General features: G+C 30.2%; 14 protein-coding genes and 1 tRNA gene. 6 read left to right on the top strand and 9 right to left on the bottom strand.

The features are described 5' to 3' along the window. The first annotated feature begins 28 nt into the window (after positions 1 to 28). The 3 genes from ECH_RS01335 (at position 29) to ECH_RS01325 (ending at position 3,093) form a co-directional block, all read left to right on the top strand. On the top strand, positions 29 to 1,498 hold the full coding sequence (locus ECH_RS01335; protein WP_011452536.1) for a proton-conducting transporter membrane subunit: 1,470 nt from the start codon (positions 29 to 31) through the stop codon (positions 1,496 to 1,498). A 280-nt stretch (positions 1,499 to 1,778) separates the two neighbouring features. Continuing rightward, on the top strand, positions 1,779 to 2,297 hold the full coding sequence (locus ECH_RS01330) for a c-type cytochrome (protein WP_006011211.1): 519 nt from the start codon (positions 1,779 to 1,781) through the stop codon (positions 2,295 to 2,297). A 13-nt stretch (positions 2,298 to 2,310) separates the two neighbouring features. Next, positions 2,311 to 3,093 (top strand): alpha/beta hydrolase, encoded by a 783-nt coding sequence (locus ECH_RS01325; RefSeq protein WP_006011209.1) that lies wholly within the window; start codon positions 2,311 to 2,313, stop codon positions 3,091 to 3,093. Positions 3,094 to 3,599: 506 nt separating this feature from the next. On the opposite strand, the gene ECH_RS01320 is transcribed toward ECH_RS01325, so the two are convergent. The 3 genes from ECH_RS01320 to gmk all read right to left on the bottom strand — a co-directional run bounded on the left by ECH_RS01320 (position 3,600) and on the right by gmk (position 5,787). Beyond that, positions 3,600 to 3,672 (bottom strand) — tRNA-Val (locus ECH_RS01320). A 47-nt stretch (positions 3,673 to 3,719) separates the two neighbouring features. After that, positions 3,720 to 4,622, bottom strand: a complete 903-nt coding sequence (gene folD, locus ECH_RS01315; RefSeq protein WP_011452535.1) for a bifunctional methylenetetrahydrofolate dehydrogenase/methenyltetrahydrofolate cyclohydrolase FolD — start codon at positions 4,620 to 4,622, stop codon at positions 3,720 to 3,722. Positions 4,623 to 5,157: 535 nt separating this feature from the next. Further along, positions 5,158 to 5,787, bottom strand: a complete 630-nt coding sequence (gene gmk / locus ECH_RS01310) for a guanylate kinase (protein ID WP_011452533.1) — start codon at positions 5,785 to 5,787, stop codon at positions 5,158 to 5,160. A 419-nt stretch (positions 5,788 to 6,206) separates the two neighbouring features. Between gmk and ccmC the strand changes: the two genes are divergently transcribed. The 3 genes from ccmC to ruvB all read left to right on the top strand — a co-directional run bounded on the left by ccmC (position 6,207) and on the right by ruvB (position 9,074). Next, the gene (ccmC, locus tag ECH_RS01305) at positions 6,207 to 6,911 is read left to right on the top strand and encodes a heme ABC transporter permease CcmC (RefSeq protein WP_006010829.1); all 705 of its coding nucleotides are present in this window, start codon (positions 6,207 to 6,209) and stop codon (positions 6,909 to 6,911) included. Between the two features lie 8 nt (positions 6,912 to 6,919). Continuing rightward, positions 6,920 to 7,492 carry a Holliday junction branch migration protein RuvA gene (gene ruvA / locus ECH_RS01300; RefSeq protein WP_006010827.1) on the top strand — a complete coding sequence of 191 codons (573 nt, stop codon included), beginning with the start codon at positions 6,920 to 6,922 and terminating at the stop codon, positions 7,490 to 7,492. Positions 7,493 to 8,084: 592 nt separating this feature from the next. Beyond that, positions 8,085 to 9,074, top strand: a complete 990-nt coding sequence (gene ruvB / locus ECH_RS01295) for a Holliday junction branch migration DNA helicase RuvB (protein ID WP_006010825.1) — start codon at positions 8,085 to 8,087, stop codon at positions 9,072 to 9,074. A gap of 207 nt (positions 9,075 to 9,281) precedes the next feature. On the opposite strand, the gene ECH_RS01290 is transcribed toward ruvB, so the two are convergent. From ECH_RS01290 to cyaY, 6 genes are all read right to left on the bottom strand, one after another. Continuing rightward, positions 9,282 to 10,490, bottom strand: coding sequence for a multidrug effflux MFS transporter (locus tag ECH_RS01290; protein ID WP_006010823.1), 1,209 nt, complete (start codon positions 10,488 to 10,490; stop codon positions 9,282 to 9,284). 325 nt (positions 10,491 to 10,815) lie between these two features. Then, positions 10,816 to 11,670: an FAD-dependent thymidylate synthase gene (gene thyX / locus ECH_RS01285; protein WP_044148026.1), complete on the bottom strand. Its 855-nt coding sequence runs from the start codon at positions 11,668 to 11,670 to the stop codon at positions 10,816 to 10,818. A 387-nt stretch (positions 11,671 to 12,057) separates the two neighbouring features. After that, entirely contained in the window at positions 12,058 to 12,834 is a 777-nt protein-coding gene (locus ECH_RS01280; protein ID WP_011452531.1) for a succinate dehydrogenase iron-sulfur subunit, read from the bottom strand. A gap of 44 nt (positions 12,835 to 12,878) precedes the next feature. Beyond that, positions 12,879 to 14,675, bottom strand: a complete 1,797-nt coding sequence (sdhA, locus tag ECH_RS01275; RefSeq protein WP_011452530.1) for a succinate dehydrogenase flavoprotein subunit — start codon at positions 14,673 to 14,675, stop codon at positions 12,879 to 12,881. Between the two features lie 851 nt (positions 14,676 to 15,526). After that, positions 15,527 to 17,269 (bottom strand): ABC transporter ATP-binding protein, encoded by a 1,743-nt coding sequence (locus ECH_RS01270; RefSeq protein WP_011452528.1) that lies wholly within the window; start codon positions 17,267 to 17,269, stop codon positions 15,527 to 15,529. 2 nt (positions 17,270 to 17,271) lie between these two features. Continuing rightward, on the bottom strand, positions 17,272 to 17,601 hold the full coding sequence (gene cyaY, locus ECH_RS01265; protein WP_011452527.1) for an iron donor protein CyaY: 330 nt from the start codon (positions 17,599 to 17,601) through the stop codon (positions 17,272 to 17,274). Positions 17,602 to 17,687 lie beyond the last annotated feature (86 nt).

Here is a 17,687-nt window from a genome sequence, read left to right as displayed (position 1 = left end):
TAGTCTAAATACAGCAATAATAGAATCAATGCATTTTCTTAAGGATTTAACATCAGGATTTTCTTTACTATCTATAGTTTTACTACCATTTACATCTGCTTTTTTAATATTAATATTAAAGAAAACTAAATATGCACAAGAAGTTATAAGTATATTTTCCTCATGTACCTTATTCTACTCAGTATTTGAAACATATAAACTGCAGCTCATGAATAATAATTCAGAGTTATGTATAAAATTATATGAATTCATTGATCCTCAGATACAAATTGCATTAAAAACTGAAACATTAAGCATAATATTTGGCTTGTTAGCTTCATTTTTATGGGTAATCACTACCATCTATAGTATCAGTTACATGAAAAAAAATGATACAAACAACAGCAAACAACCCATATTTTATGCATGTTTTGCAATGAGCATTGGATGTACAATGGGTATAGCATTTTCAGCAAATCTACTCACACTATTTATATTTTATGAATTATTGACCATAAGTACATACCCACTCATTACATACCATATCAACACTCAGTCACAAATTTCTGGCAGATACTATATAGGAATATTATTAGGAACTTCAATGCTGTTATTTTTACCAGCAATTTTAATAATATATAATGTAAGTGGCACACTAGATTTTACCACAAATGGTATATTACCAACAAATATCTCCAGCAGTTTACTCATGGGGTTATTACTACTATTAATTTATGGAATTGGAAAAGCCGCATTAATGCCTACACATTTATGGTTACCACAAGCCATGGTAGCCCCTACTCCAGTTAGCGCATTATTACATGCTGTAGCAGTCGTAAAATCCGGAGTATTTACCATAATCAAAATCCTATTATACATTATAGGATTAGAAAAGTTAAACACACTTGTCCAAGAACACAATAATATAATTATGTATATTTCAGGAATCACAATTATATTAGCATCCTTAACAGCAATTAAACAAACTAACCTAAAAAAGTTACTTGCATATTCAACAATATCACAACTCTCATACATAGTAATGGCAGCATCATTATATACAGAGTATGCAATTAAGGTCTCTATATTCCAAATGATATCGCATGCTTTTGCAAAAATCACATTATTTTTTGCTGCAGGAGCAATATACACAAAAACAGGGAAAAAATACTTATATGAACTTCATGGAATAGGTATATCAATGCCTATTACTATGGTTGCATTTTCTATTGGAGCCATTGCAATGATAGGTATACCTCCTGCTCCTACATTTTGGGGAAAGTTCTTTATTCTCTCAGAAGCATTAAGTCAGAATAATATCACAGTAGCATTAGTATTAGTATCAAGCACTGTATTAAATACAATATATTTTCTCCCTATTATATATAATGCATTTTCTACATCTTATAATTTTAAGTATGCAGAAGCCCCAGTACCAATGCTTATATCTATAGTTACAACCGCAGTATGCACACTATTACTATTCTTTTTCCCGGATATGATTTTTGATATTTTTTAAATAAAAGTCATATACATGTAATTTCACGTCACTACACAGCTAGAGTTATTATTTATATTATAAAGCTATCACTTAATTTAAGTTAACTATAAAACTTAATAAAATTTTAATATGATATAGCATAGTAATTAAAGTACTGCACATTAAGCATATGCCGCTTATAGATTAAGATTATCATCTATATTAATAAAGAAATAATGTTATTTATTGACTACAGTTAATGATTATATTACTCTAAAAGTGTACAGTATATTTCTTATAATCTAGGAATGCAATAGCCATGGACGGATTCCACTTAAACAAGATATTTACAGCCATTTTATTTGCATCATTTATAGTACTGTTTATTAGCAATGTGGTAAATTTATTATACGATCCCGATCCACATGCTGAACAGACAAAAGGTTATAAAATAAATATAGAAGAACATATTCCAACAGAAGTCAATAATACTGAAGAACAAATCGACATTGAATCTCTAATAGCACAAGCTAATATTGCAAAAGGCAAAGATCTCACAAAAAAGTGCATATCTTGTCATACTTTTGAAAAAGGAGGAGCAAATAGAGTAGGACCAAATTTATGGCACATTGTAGGCAACAAAAAAGCACATCTAGGGGACAGCTTCAATTACTCGAAAGCAATGCTAAGCAAGGGCGGCACATGGGAATATCAAGATCTATTTCAGTTTTTAACAAAACCTCAAGCTTATATTAAAGGTACACGCATGGCATTTGCTGGTATTTCAAAGCCCCAAGACGTAGCAGACTTAATTGCATACTTGAAATCTTTGGAATAACTTCAGGTAAAATATGTCTGACCATTACAAGTTAGTATTATCTAATCCACAAGGTTTACACATTACTTATAGGCAATTGCTAGGAAATAAAGCATCCATTATATTTTTCGGTGGATTTAATTCCAATATGCAAGGTACTAAAGCAACTGCTTTATACGACTACTGCAAATCACATAACTTAGGGTTAATTTTATTTGATTACTTAGGGCATGGACAATCAGATGGTCAATTTACTGACTACAACATTAGTGATTGGTACAAAAACTGCATAGAGATCATAACACAATTAACTCCTACTAATAGACCCAAAATTATCATAGGGTCCAGTATGGGAGCATGGCTTATGTTATTAGTAGCAATATCTCATCAAGACAAAGTATCTCACTTAATCAGTCTAGCTGGTGCCCCCGACTTTACTGAATCTTTAATTTTTCAAAAATTAAATACACAACAAAAAGATGAACTATATAAATATGGACAAATCACTCTATCTCAAAACAGCAATAACATGTATTCTTATGTAATAACTCGTAACTTAATAGAAGATGGACGTAAGCACTTATTATTAAATCAAGAATCTATCAACATTACTTGCCCTATCACCCTTATTCATGGAATGAATGATGACACAGTTCCATATCAAACTTCCATAACTGTAGCAGAGAAAATAAAATCAGATAATGTCAACTTACACTTAATAAAGTCAGCTAACCATAACTTATCAGATGATACTTCATTAAATATTATATTTAAGTACATTAAAGAAGCAGTAGAGCAGAGTATACAGGTAAAATAGGAAAATGAAAGCATTAACTATATGCTGTATTCTCAATAAGTACATATTAAATAATCATTTTATTAATACATAACTAACAGATAACACTCACCTCTTTACTAACTTATAAGAATACATACTAATTCAATACATAAGAATTCTCATTATCAATAGTTAAACGTTAGAAACACGTTCACATAAAAATAACTGGAATAAGATCTTACCTCTTTATAAAAGTTTTATAGGCAAATTTGTTCAAAATCATTATCTTTCTTTTCATAAAAATTTTTAAAATACCTTCACAGTATTTAACTTACTATATTAAGTAAATTCCTATAAGTCTTTCATATAAAACTTCCCATAAAAAGTACAGTCATAGTTATCTCTACATACAAAAACATAAGAAACTAAATAATATGTTTCAACTTTTTGATATTAATTTCTAATATACTTACCATTATAGAATAAGAGAAAGTACTACATACCTCTACACAAGACTTAAATAAAACAAAGAAAAAAGAATGGAGTGGGCGATAACAGACTCGAACTGCTGACCCTCTCGGTGTAAACGAGACGCTCTACCAACTGAGCTAACCGCCCTTATTATTTAGTTATAAACCATAAATGAATTTACTGCAATTAAAGAATTACAAATCTAAATACTTTTCAACAAAATTCTCAATACCAGCTTGATTACATGCTGCTATTACAGTATTAACCATTAAAAATGCTATGGTCATAGGTCCTACACCACCAGGAACCGGAGTAATAGCTGAAGCTATATTTCTAGCTTCAGAAAAATCAACATCTCCTACAAACTTTTTAACTCCACCTTCCTCTATAGCATTAATACCAACATCTATAACAATTGCTCCAGGTTTAATCCAAGAAGACTTAACAAAATGAGGTATACCAACAGCAGCTACCAAAACATCAGCTTTAGAACAATAATCAGGTAAGTTACGAGTAGCTGAGTGAACTGTTGTAACAGTACAATTTTCCCCCAACAATAAACAAGCCATAGGTTTACCTACTATATTTGACCTTCCTATAACTACAGCATCACTTCCAGATAAATTACGAGTTACAGTTTTAATCAAATAAAGACATCCTCTAGGAGTACAAGGTATTAGACAATCTTTCTTTTGTCCAGTAAACAACCTTCCAACATTTTCATTATGGAATCCATCAACATCCTTCCTTGGATCAATAGTATTAATTATTAAATTCTTATCAATATGCTTTGGTACAGGAAGCTGCACTAAAATTCCATGAACACTATCATCATTATTTAACCTACGTATTGTATCAATTAAACTGCTTTCTGATGTTGTGCTTGGCAATAACATAGTTTCAGATCTTAGTCCCAACATCTCTGCTTTACGCTGTTTATTGCGCACATACAAATGACTTGCAGGATCATCACCAACAAGTATAACTATCAAACATGGTGTTACATTATGCTGTACTTTTAAATCATTAATACATACAGCAAGTGTACTAGTAATATCCTCAGCGATGACTTTTCCATTTATAATATTCTCTTCCATTAGAGTCCAAAAATTGTGATTATCATTTACAGACTAGTACATTTCACATAAAACTTCAACAAACACTAATAACTAATACCAACTGCAACAATAATTTATATAACTTTTCAAACTATTTTCTTCATATCCATTTTCAACTTAATGCAGTTTTACTCTCATAAATGCCATTTTACATTTACTATCATTTACTTATTATCATACAAAATGTTCCTGATTTACTACATACAGACACAATAATAATTTACATAACTTTTCAAACTATTTTTGTCATATCCATTTTCAACTTAATGCAGTTTTACTCTCATAAATGCCATTTTACATTTACTATCATTCACCTCTTATCATACAAAATGTTCCTGATTTACACACAAATATCAATCAAGTTCAAAATTTCAGAAATCATGTTTTCCTTTATCTAAAAAAACACTACAAACAGAACAAATAATTAGGATTTAGTAAATAACATTTTTTATTTTATCATCTACTTAATAAAATAAATAATAACGTTAGGTTATAAATTTATGATGAGTTACAATCATCTGATACAATTATCAATAAATTGTTTTAGAGATACCCTACGTTGCGTTTTCAATTTTTCTGAAGTAAAAATACATTTAATCTGATAAACACTTTGTTCAATATCATGGTTAACAATAACATAGTCATAACGATAACAATGACTAATTTCAAAAGCAGCTTCTCCTAATCTTTTATTTATTACATCGCTTTCTCCACTACGATTATATAGTCGCCTTTGCAACTCTTCCATAGATGGAGGTAATATGAATATACTCACCACATGTTCTCGCATAATATCAATTAATTTAAACGCCCCTTGCCAATCAATACTAAACAATACACTAACACCATTAGCAATATTATCGGTAACAAACTTACGGGGTATACCATAGTAATTCCCAAAAACTTTTGCATACTCTAGCATCTGATTTGTATTACACAAATTGATAAACTCAGGTTCAGTTACAAAAAAATAATCTTTACCATTGATTTCACCATCTCTAGGTTCACGAGTAGTAACAGAAATTGACCTAACAAGATCATTTTGTAATTCATTAATTAACAAATGAGATATTGTAGTTTTACCACCTCCAGAAGGAGATGATATAACTAACATTATTCCCCTACTTTTTAAACTATCATTCACCTTACATTTCCTAAAAAAAATAATAATTATAATATTGTATATAACTCAACTTAATAAAACTCCATTATATAAATATTAAACAATGTCACTTTCCACACTTATGTAGCAATAATTTTATAAAATAAAATCATTTGTAAGACTTCAGCAATTATATAAAACCTATAGCAAATTTTTCAATACAATAAAAAAACATATTACTGATAAGCACTATAATAGTACACAAAAACACAATATATATTTGATATATAATAAACTCTTCTTACCAATTAATATTCCTTACAAACAAAAAACTATACTAAAATATAAAAATACCAATAACTTATATTATACAATACATCCCATGACTCACTTCTATCATATAGATTGCCTAATGCTGTAATTTATGGTACGTTAAATGATCATGTAATGACTATATACTTATGAGTAAGTTCATCCGTTACACAAGATCGGTTTTACCATATACAGTATTCTTATTCTTTGTTCTTTTAGTATGCAGTTTATACATGATATTCATTTCATCTCCTGCAGATTATATGCAAGGAGAACTTGTTCGTATTATGTATCTACACGTACCAGCAGCATGGATTTCACTTGGCTCATATACACTAATGGCAGTTTTTAGCTTTATAGCACTAATATGGCGAAATATGATTTCAGCAATTATATCACATGCTATTGCTCCACTTGGGCTAACGTTTACATCTATATGTTTAATTACTGGTAGCATATGGGGTAAATGTACTTGGGGAACATGGTGGGTATGGGATGCACGTCTAACATCAATGTTAGTATTGCTTTTTCTTTATTTAGGATATATATCCTTATGGAACTTCTTTGATAATGAAGCCAGATCTATGAAAGCTGCTTCAATATTTGCTATATTCAGTGCAATCAACATTCCAGTAATCAAATTTTCTGTAAATATATGGACAACATTACATCAGCCTGCAAGTATACTACGTACAAATGGAACTACCATTGATATATCAATGCTAATACCTCTTTTTACAATGTTTACTACACTTGGAGTGCTATTCTGTATATTGTTAATACTTAGATCACACACACTAATCAACCTACGTAGAATCAATTCTAAACTTATCTTGTTAAATAATATTTTCTGAGGAAAACGTTGATAGGTAGTCTTACAGGTATTATAGAAGAAATATACAATAACTACATCATATTAAACGTAGGAAACGTTGGATATATAATTTACGTTTCACATAAAGTATTACAAAGTTGCAAAACTGGAAATAACATTAAACTTTACATAGAAACCTATGTAAACAGAGATAATCTAACTCAGTTGTATGGATTCTTAGATAAACAAGAACAAGATTACATGAGAATGCTAGTTACAATAAATGGTATTAACCATAAAACAGCTATCTCAATATTAAGTAAACTATCACCAGAACAAATCTTTTCTGCAGTAGTAAGTAACAACAAAAACGCATTTAGGGGAAATGGTATAGGAGAAAAACTTGCAGGACGTATTACAACTGAACTTCAATATAAGATTAGTAAAATGCCAATAGAAGAAACCCTCATAATAAAAGAAGATGATTCGTTAGCTGCTCTTATAAGTTTAGGGTATGACAAACTAAAAGCTTTCAATGCAATACAAGAAATAAAAGCCAATTTTCCTGATGACAGCATACAAGAAATTATACGAAAAGCATTGCAAAAACTTTCTCAATAGACATAAATCACAAAAAATAAACGATATAAAAATTCCTATACATATAAATATAGCTGGGATTTTTTTTTATAATCATCTCAGATTACAAAAACGCTAGAAACATCAAAAAAACACTTTACTATAACATAAATCAATTATTACCTGACTTGATTACTATAGCTATTATAGAGTTAAATACAGTAAGCAATACACCATTCTAATTTCTATCCATTAGTTTAAAGATATATCCATAATAGTATTTTTCCATATTCAATAATAAAAGTAGCAAATATCGTTTAATATCACTTCAATGTCTTACTTTCAAGTGGAATAATCATCATATTAAACCCAGAAATTTTTGATGCTTTAGCTGTATACAAAAAGTATAAAGATATCATAATTATTTAGAAAAATTACATTTCTTAATATATAAATGTATTAAACACTCATGCATTATGCATATGCTGATACTGATTTCCTATGTCTTTACAGCATGAAAAACATAATAGTTATTACTCTTTTAATTATAAAGTACAAATTTATCTATAATAGAGTATTATACTCTTACACTTTAAGAGAAAAAGTCATATAGAAAAATAATAAAGAGCACTTTATGAAAAATATATTGCAAAGTACCGAATGTTTAGAAGACCAACAAAATGTCTCAATGAGACCTAACCTATTAGATGATTTCATAGGACAAAGCAGTGTAGTTAATAATCTTAAAATTTTCATAAATGCAGCTTATACACGCAAAGAACCAATGGATCATGTATTATTATATGGACCACCAGGACTAGGAAAAACAACACTAGCACACATAATAGCTAAAGAATTAAAAGTAAATTTTCGATCAACAGCTGGACCATTACTAAGTAAAGCAGGAGATTTAGCTGCAATACTTACTAATCTTCAGGCAAAAGACATATTATTTATAGATGAAATACATCGCTTAAATCGCAATATAGAAGAAATATTATATTCCGCAATGGAAGATTTTTGTCTAGACATAATAGTAGGAGAAGGATGTGGAGCACGCACATTAAGAGTAGATTTACCGCCATTTACATTAGTTGGAGCGACAACACGAATTGGGTTATTATCAAATCCATTACGTGATCGCTTTGGCATTCCAATACATCTAGAATTCTACTCAACTGAAGAACTTACAAAAGTAATACAACGTGCTGCAAAAGTTATTAAGACAAATATTTCTAATAGTGGAGCACAAGAAATTTCTTTAAGATCTCGTGGTACACCTAGAATTGCGCTCAGATTATTACGCAGAATACGAGACTTTATGGAAGTAACAGAACATAACAAAATCATCACAGATACATTTGCTGATAAAGCACTACTACGTTTAGGTATTGATAAACTAGGATTAGATAGACAGGATATTCAATATCTCAAATTCATATACGACTCTAACAACCCAACTGGCATAGATACTATATCTTCCGGATTATCAGAAGATACAGGTAATATAGAAGAAACTATAGAACCATATCTGATAAAAATAAATTTCATACAACGTACACCACGTGGTAGAGTAATTACAGAAAAAGCAATCTCTCATCTTAGAGAACAAGAATATATTTAAGAACAAACTAATTAAACATTACTTTTATAAACCTTTTTTAAGTGTAAAAAAACTAAATATTTATTAGTATACAACCTTACTTTTTACTATTAAAACCATAAAATAAGCTAAACATATATTCACACAAATCTACCATTTTTTCCTATTTTATAAATAAAAAACACTTAGAATCACAATTTTACTTCCTATTGTTAAACAGTACAATAATCATGCACTAATGAATTCAGATTTATTATTTTTATCTTTCCTTAAAAGAATATATATCACAATGCAAATTGTAGAACAAATTATTGGAAATAGTATCACTGGAATCAGAGTACCATCATAAAAACATCCTAAAATATAAATACCAAGTGCACCAAAAATTGTTTGCAAAAACAGAATAAAAGCAGAACCTATACCTGGCTCCCTAATTTCAGAAAACGCAGCAGTCATATTATTTCCAAGAATAAAAGCAATACCCATACCAGATGGAAGCCACATAATTTCTGCCAATAAAGGAGTAATTTCAACTATTTGATAGAGTATTAGGACACTTACATCTGATAAAGTAGTTAAAATTAATCCTAAAAGTAACATATTATTTATTCCAAATCTCTCAACAAATCTTTGATTTAGCATTGCACCAACAATATATGCAGCTACATTAATAGCCACAAAATAGCCATAATAACCAACAGGTACACCCATATCTTTTACAAAAATAAATGGTAAATTAGCTATACATGACCAAATCCACATAATAGTAAAACTTTGAATTAAAGCAAAACCACAAAATCGAATATTTAAAACAAGCTCTTTATACTTCCGCATAATTGACAAGCAAGAGATATTACTATTAATTTTCTCAAGAACAATAGTCTCTTTCAAAAACACAAATAGACATATTAGAACTATTATTGCCATTATTGATATTGCTATAAACAGCATATTCCAATGATAACCATGTGCTATAATGGCACTACCTAAAATCGGTCCCAATACTGGAGAAAATGCTACTGCCATATTTACTATAGAAATATTTTTAGCACAGTCACTTCCAGAGTACATATCTTTGATAATAGCATAGCCAACAACTCCAGCTACACCTGCACCAAATCCCTGAATAAAACGCATAATAATTAACACAGTAATATTGCTAGCAAAACAACATGCTACACTTGCTAATGTAAATATTCCCACACCTAACAACATAATAGGTCTACGTCCATAATAATCAGACAGTGGACCATATAATAACCCTGAAATAGATATTCCAGCTAAATTCAAGCTAATTGTTAGCTGTGCGATAGCATAATCTACAGAAAAAAAATCACTAATTTTCGGTAGTCCAGGTAAATATATATCTGAAGATATATCAGATAAAACAATAACGGCAATAATAAGAATTAAAATATTTCTTTTTAAAATTTTCATACACTAAAATGGAATCCTTAATTAATAAACACATTGCTAATATAACATCTCATATAAAATTATCGTAGATAATTAAATAGAACTAAATCTTTAAAACCAACATTTGAAAATATATTTTACCTCTAACTATGATTTATGAAAAAATACCTGAGTTTATAAAATATATAAAACCTGATCAGTAAAAAATACTAATCATATATATTCTATAAATTAATATACAGGCCTATAAACTAAAAATCTCAAGTACTTGAAAACTATAAAGTATTAAACCTTAACAGACGTTTACATAATAACTAAGAATTTACTGATACTAATCCAAAAAAACTCATTCAGGCTTTAAAATAGCCATCAGTTCCCTCCACTCTCTTTTTCCAATATTAGTATCTTCTTGAACTACTTTTTCTCCAACAATTAACTTCTTTACAACATCTAATGCACTTCTTGAAAAGTTTTGCGATTTTAAACAATACTCAACAAAAGCTGCATAAGTTAATGGAACCCATTTTTTTACAATATCCAACATAGTTTCTGCATATACTCTAATTTCATATTGAGCATTCATCTCAGACCTTAATTTCAAGAAGTGTAATAAATTATGTAAATCTATTTTCCAATACCATTCAGTATAATAATTCAAAGTAAGGTTAACACGTGCTATCTCTCTAGAAACACCTTTCTCCAAAAATTTATTATAAGTTTCATATACCATATCAGAATCACGTGTTAAAAGATCAGCAACATACTTTGCATCCTCATCAGATAAATTATTCCCCCTACCCTGAGCATTATCTTCAGACTGCATTGCCACTTGACTATGCTCCGGAATATAGAATTCATGATCTAACACAGAATACCTTGCAGAATATTCATTTACATTTGCAGTACGATGACGTACCCACTGCCTTGCAACAAATATAGGTAACTTAATATGAAACTTAATTTCACACATCTCAAATGGAGTAGTATGTGAATGTCGCATCAAATAATTAATCAATGCAGCATCTTGACTGACACTCTTAGTACCCCTGCCATAAGATATCCTAGCAGCCTGCACTATAGATTCATCAGATCCCATATAATCAATCAACCTAACAAATCCTTTGTCTAAAACTTTATATTCCTTATAAAGGATTTCTTCCAACTCAGGGACAACTATACGTTTTGTAACTGCTGATTCCATAATTCCCTACATTTTAATTACTCATACTCAATACTAGCAATTGTCTACATTAGATCAAGCTTTTAAAATTCTCATTAACTATTCACATGGGAAAAAAGCATACTACAAAATTTCAAACTATTTCACACTATAGATTAACTCAAAATCTCTTGAATAACAGCAAAAATTATTTCAATCTCAATAAAATTCCTCTCAACTGTACTGTAAATCCTAAAAACATTTCCATTAATACAGTGAATTGATGGACTCATAATGTAGAATCAAATATACTTTTACACTTTCCCTTCTCACAATACATGTCAAAAATACAATTGTGCAAACCACATATACCAATAACTTTATTTCACTATGAATTGATTAACCATTGAAATATAACTTTAACGGCATTTATCTTCTTACCATCATTTGTTTTATATGTGCAATTGCTTTTGCCGGATTTAACCCTTTAGGACAAGTTTTAGTACAGTTCATAATAGTATGACAACGATACAATTTAAATGCATCATCAAGTACATCTAACCTACTATCTGATGCTTCATCCCTACTATCAATAAGCCATCTATAAGCTTGCAATAAAGCTGCTGGCCCTAAATATTTATCTGAATTCCACCAATAACTAGGACAACTAGTACTACAACATGCACACAATATACAGTCATATATTCCATCTAACTTGCTTCTATCTTCTATTGTTTGTAACCTTTCTTTATTATGATTAGGTTCTTCAGCTTGTATCCACGGAGTAACTGATTCATATTGTTTATAAAAATTACTTAAATCAGGTACTAAATCTTTTATCACATGCATATGTGGTAAAGGATAAATATTTACATCTGATTTAATATCTGATATTGCTTTTGTACAAGCTAAAGTGTTAGTACCATCAATGTTCATCGCACATGAACCACATATACCTTCTCTACATGATCTTCTGAATGTTAATGTAGAATCAACTTCATTTTTGATCTTTATTAAAGCATCAAGCACCATTTGTCCACATTCATCAAGATCTATAAAGAATGTATCAATCCTTGGATTTTCATCATCATCTGGAGACCATCTATATATTTTAAAACATTTTACATTTTTTGCCCCTTTACGAGCATGATGAACCTTACCGTTCTTATTAACTTTAGAATTCTTAGGTAAAAAAAATTGAACCATAGTCAAACCTTTTAAATAACCACCATATAACTATATAGATAGTATTAATATACTCTTTTTTGTGGAGGAAAATACTGAACATCATCTGTTAAAGTTGCTTTAGCAACATCTTTATACTTTATATGTACAGAACAATCTGTAGAATTATACCATGCTAAGCTATGTTTCATCCAATTCTCATCATCACGATCAGGGAAATCTTCACGTGCATGAGCCCCTCTACTTTCTTGACGATTTGCAGCACATTCCATTGTTACGACTGCTTGCGGCATCATATTAGTTAACTCTAATGCTTCAACCAAATCACTATTCCATATCATACTTCTATCTTTAACCGCAATTTCAGACAGAGACTCAGCAACACTTCTTATCTTTTGCTTGCCTTCTTCAAGCACTTCTTCTGTACGGAAAACAGCTGCATGATTTTGCATTACATTTTGCATGTTACTACGTATTTCTGATACACGTAAACTTCCTTTTGAAAACCTTAACGCATCAAACCTATCAATTATCCACTCTTCTGATGACTTCTGCACTGGAGCATGTAACATTCCGGGTTTGATTAACTCTTTTGCTCTAATTGCTGCAGCTCTTCCAAAAACTACTAAATCAAGCAATGAATTAGACCCTAAACGGTTAGCACCATGTACAGATACACACGCTGCTTCTCCTATAGCAAAAAGCCCAGGTATTATCTGCTCTGTATTATTGCTTAAAGTTACAACTTCACCATGATAATTTGTAGGGATACCCCCCATATTGTAATGAACAGTTGGTAAAACTGGTATTGGCTCCTTTATAACATCTACTCCAGCAAAAGTACGTGCAGTCTCACGAATACCTGGCAATCTTTCACTGATAACTTTTGCACCTAAATGAGATATAGACAAATATACATGATCTTTTTTTGGACCAACACCACGACCTTCTCTAATCTCTAAAGTCATTGCTCTACTAACAACATCACGAGATGCCAAATCTTTAGCTTTTGGAGCATAGCGCTCCATAAATCTTTCTCCCTCAGAATTAATTAAATATCCACCTTCCCCTCTGCAACCTTCTGTTATCAAACATCCAGCACCATATATTCCAGTCGGGTGAAATTGTACAAATTCCATATCTTCCAGCGGCAAATTAATACGGGATACCATACCTCCCCCATCACCAGTACAAGTGTGTGCACTAGTAGCAGAAAAATATATCCTTCCATAACCACCTGTAGCAAGAACAACAATATGAGCACGAAATCTATGTAACGTACCATCACACAAAGACCATGCTAATACACCCTTACACTGGCCTTCTTCATCCATTATTAAATCAATAGCAAAATACTCTACAAAAAACTTAGCATTATACTTTAAAGATTGCTGATACAATGTGTGAAGTATTGCATGACCTGTTTTATCAGATGCAGCACACGTACGTACTGCTGGCTTACCTTTACCAAACTCTGTAGTCATACCACCAAAAGGACGCTGATATATTTTACCATCACTAGTACGAGAAAAAGGAACTCCATAACGTTCAAGCTCAATTACAGCTTCTGCCGCATTTTTACACATATATTCAATAGCATCTTGGTCTCCAAGCCAATCTGAACCTTTGACCGTATCAAACATATGCCATCTCCAGTCATCTTCAGAAACATTACCTAACGCAGCACTAATACCACCTTGAGCTGCTACTGTATGACTTCGTGTAGGAAAAACTTTAGATATACATGCAACTGATAAACCAACATTAGTCATACCAAAAGTTGCTCTTAAACCTGCTCCTCCAGCTCCTACTATTACAACATCATATTCATGATTTATAATATCATATGCAGAACCAGACATTACAATAAATAATACTTAAATAATAAATATAATTAGGCTACCACAATAACACAATGAGTCAATATAATTCCTATGTTAAATAACTTCACAATATAACTTGCAATCTTATTAAAAAACTAATTACAGACAGTATTAACATTTGTTAGTAAAAAATGACTAAAATCTTTACAAAATCTAGAAAATTAATAATTGTAAATTGCTAGTCGCACTGTACCTATTGCCACTACACCTAACAATTATGGACAGATAACATTCTCCAAAAAACATCATCTATGAAGCTAAAAATGTCTTAATAAGTAGTTCCTTCATCGTATAAAAATTCTTATACATATTTTACAGACATCTATAGATTTCACTCCAGTTTACAATACTATTACTTTTAGACCTTATATTTCATATATAAAATAAAGCTAATACTATCCAGCAATAATAATCCAACTTTTATCTTGCAAAAGCATTCTTACACCTAAGATTAAAATATATCTACCCTCAGGTAAAGCAATAGAGTATATTTCTTTCACTTCTATGCTTCCTTTTTTACAAACATTTTGAAAATATATCTATAAATTAACTACATATAAACTTTGTAAAAACAATTCCTACCATTTTAACAAAAACAACTCCTACAAATTTATAGCACAGAAAACTAATGAAAAAATATACTTTTTTTCATACTACTCATTCTAAATGCATCCACTAGATTACAATACCAATAGCACATATACACCACTAAAAACAAACTTTATAAGTCTAAGCATAGTAAATTAAAATATAATTTCTACAAACCATAACAGCCTTATTCATCAGAAGGTTTTAGAATATCACCCCCCAACAGAAGTCATCTTTACTAATTAAATATCCTCTGAAAAACTATCATTTGATAACTGCAATTTTGCTAATTTCGCATACAAACCATTTGGCTTCTGCATTAATGACTTATGAGTACCTATATCATCAATACATCCATTATTAAAAACAATTATCTTATCTGCCTTAAGAATAGTTGACAACCTATGGGCTATAACAAGTATTGTTCTATTATTCCTTAAATTATCTAAAGCATCATGTATGAGTTGTTCATTTTTCGAATCCAAAGATGATGTTGCTTCATCTAATACAAGGACACCTGAATCCTTTAAAACAGCTCTTGCTATAGCAATTCTTTGTTTTTGTCCTTCAGATAAACACAACCCCCTTTCTCCAACTAAAGAATCAAATTTATCTGGTAAACTTTCTACAAAATCAAGAATACAAGCTATTTTTGCTGCATTTCTTACATCTTCGTATTCAGCATTAGTTACCCCATAAGTTATATTATCCCATATTGTTCCGGAAAACATTATATGACTTTGAGGAATAATGCTAAATAGAGAACGTAAATTCATTAAGGATAATTTCTTTATATCCATACCATCAATAGTAATATTACCTATATTCACATCATAAAAACGTAACAATATATTCACTATTGTACTCTTACCACTACCAGATGGTCCAACCAAAGCAACAACTTGACCTTTCTCAATAGTAAATGATACATTTTTTAATGCAGGATTATCAGGTTTACTAGGGTAATAAAAAGTGACATTGTTTATTGAAATTTTATCTTGTACTTCCTGAATTTTATATGGATCTTTTACTTCAATAATATCTGTCTGCATCAACAACATTTTAGAAATATCTTCTGAAATTTTCACAGCTTTCTGTATATCATTAAAATTATCTCCCATATTATTCATTGAACTAGCAGCTATTATTGCATAAAATATAAAAGAAAAAAGAGAACCAACAGTCATATTACCATTCAATACTTCTCTTATTCCAAAAGATAGGACAAATCCTATAGAAAGCATTGTAAGCGTTATAACTAATGTAACTAGTAATGCACGTAAAACAATATATCTATTTGTCATACTTAGTGTATTAGCAAGCAAATTTGAAAACTTTTGCTTTGTTATATCTTCTCTCGAAAAAGATTGGATAACATATATTCCACGACATGTTTCCTCAACAAAAGAAGTTACATTATCCAGATTTACGCGTACCTTACGTAATAATACCTTCACTTTTTTACCGAAGAAAGCTAAGATTATCAGAATAATAGGAGTAATTATCACAGTATACATAGTCAACTTAACATTGGTATGTACTAACATCACAACACTACCAAGCAAAGTTGTTGTATTCCTAAGTATTGTCGACATACTAGTACTTAAAATAACTTGCAGTGTTGCTGTATCTGCCATTAATCGTGTAATTAAACTTGATATACTATTATTTTCAAAAAACCTGGGAGAAAAATGTATAATTTTATTATACAATTTTATTCTAATATCAAGAATAACTTTCTCACTCACATAACCAGTAAGCCATAACCGCAAAAAGGATGATAACCCTACTATTAAAACTATACTAAACAAAAACAACAAGGCATTATTTATGGCTGCAACATCAGAAGTTGCAATACACAAGTCTACTAAATTACGTAACTCATAAAAAAATGCTAAAATTGATATAGAAGAAACAGCTACAACTAAATACGCAAATATAAAGTATAATAAATGAGGTCTTACAAATTGAAATAACACTTTCATTTTTATATCACAATATTAAACAATACTTTCATTTCAGATTTAAACAAATCAAACAACTCATCATTTTTATTACTTATCCACGTACCCGAGCATCTATCATAATTAAATCTTACTGATCCACTAATAGGTGAAGCAATCCAAATTTGCATAGAAGGATCATGTTTGTTAATAACATACACATTACCTTTACTATCGGATATTTTTACTAATCCGTCATAATTTTCACACTCCAACACTCCATCAACATCTACTTTATCTACCATTGCAGTTAAAGTATTTAAGAGATTACAAGATAAATTTTGAAAATCAGATATACATAAAGAATGCGACATGCCCCCTACCATTCAGCTTATAGCAACGTTACTTATATAACATGAACCTTTCTAGCAAATCAAAAATATAGCTAATTATATGTTAA

Origin of the sequence: Ehrlichia chaffeensis str. Arkansas, assembly GCF_000013145.1 — a bacterium.
GTDB classification, from domain to species: Bacteria; Pseudomonadota; Alphaproteobacteria; order Rickettsiales; family Anaplasmataceae; genus Ehrlichia; species Ehrlichia chaffeensis.
This window is presented reverse-complemented; position numbering and strand designations above follow the sequence as displayed.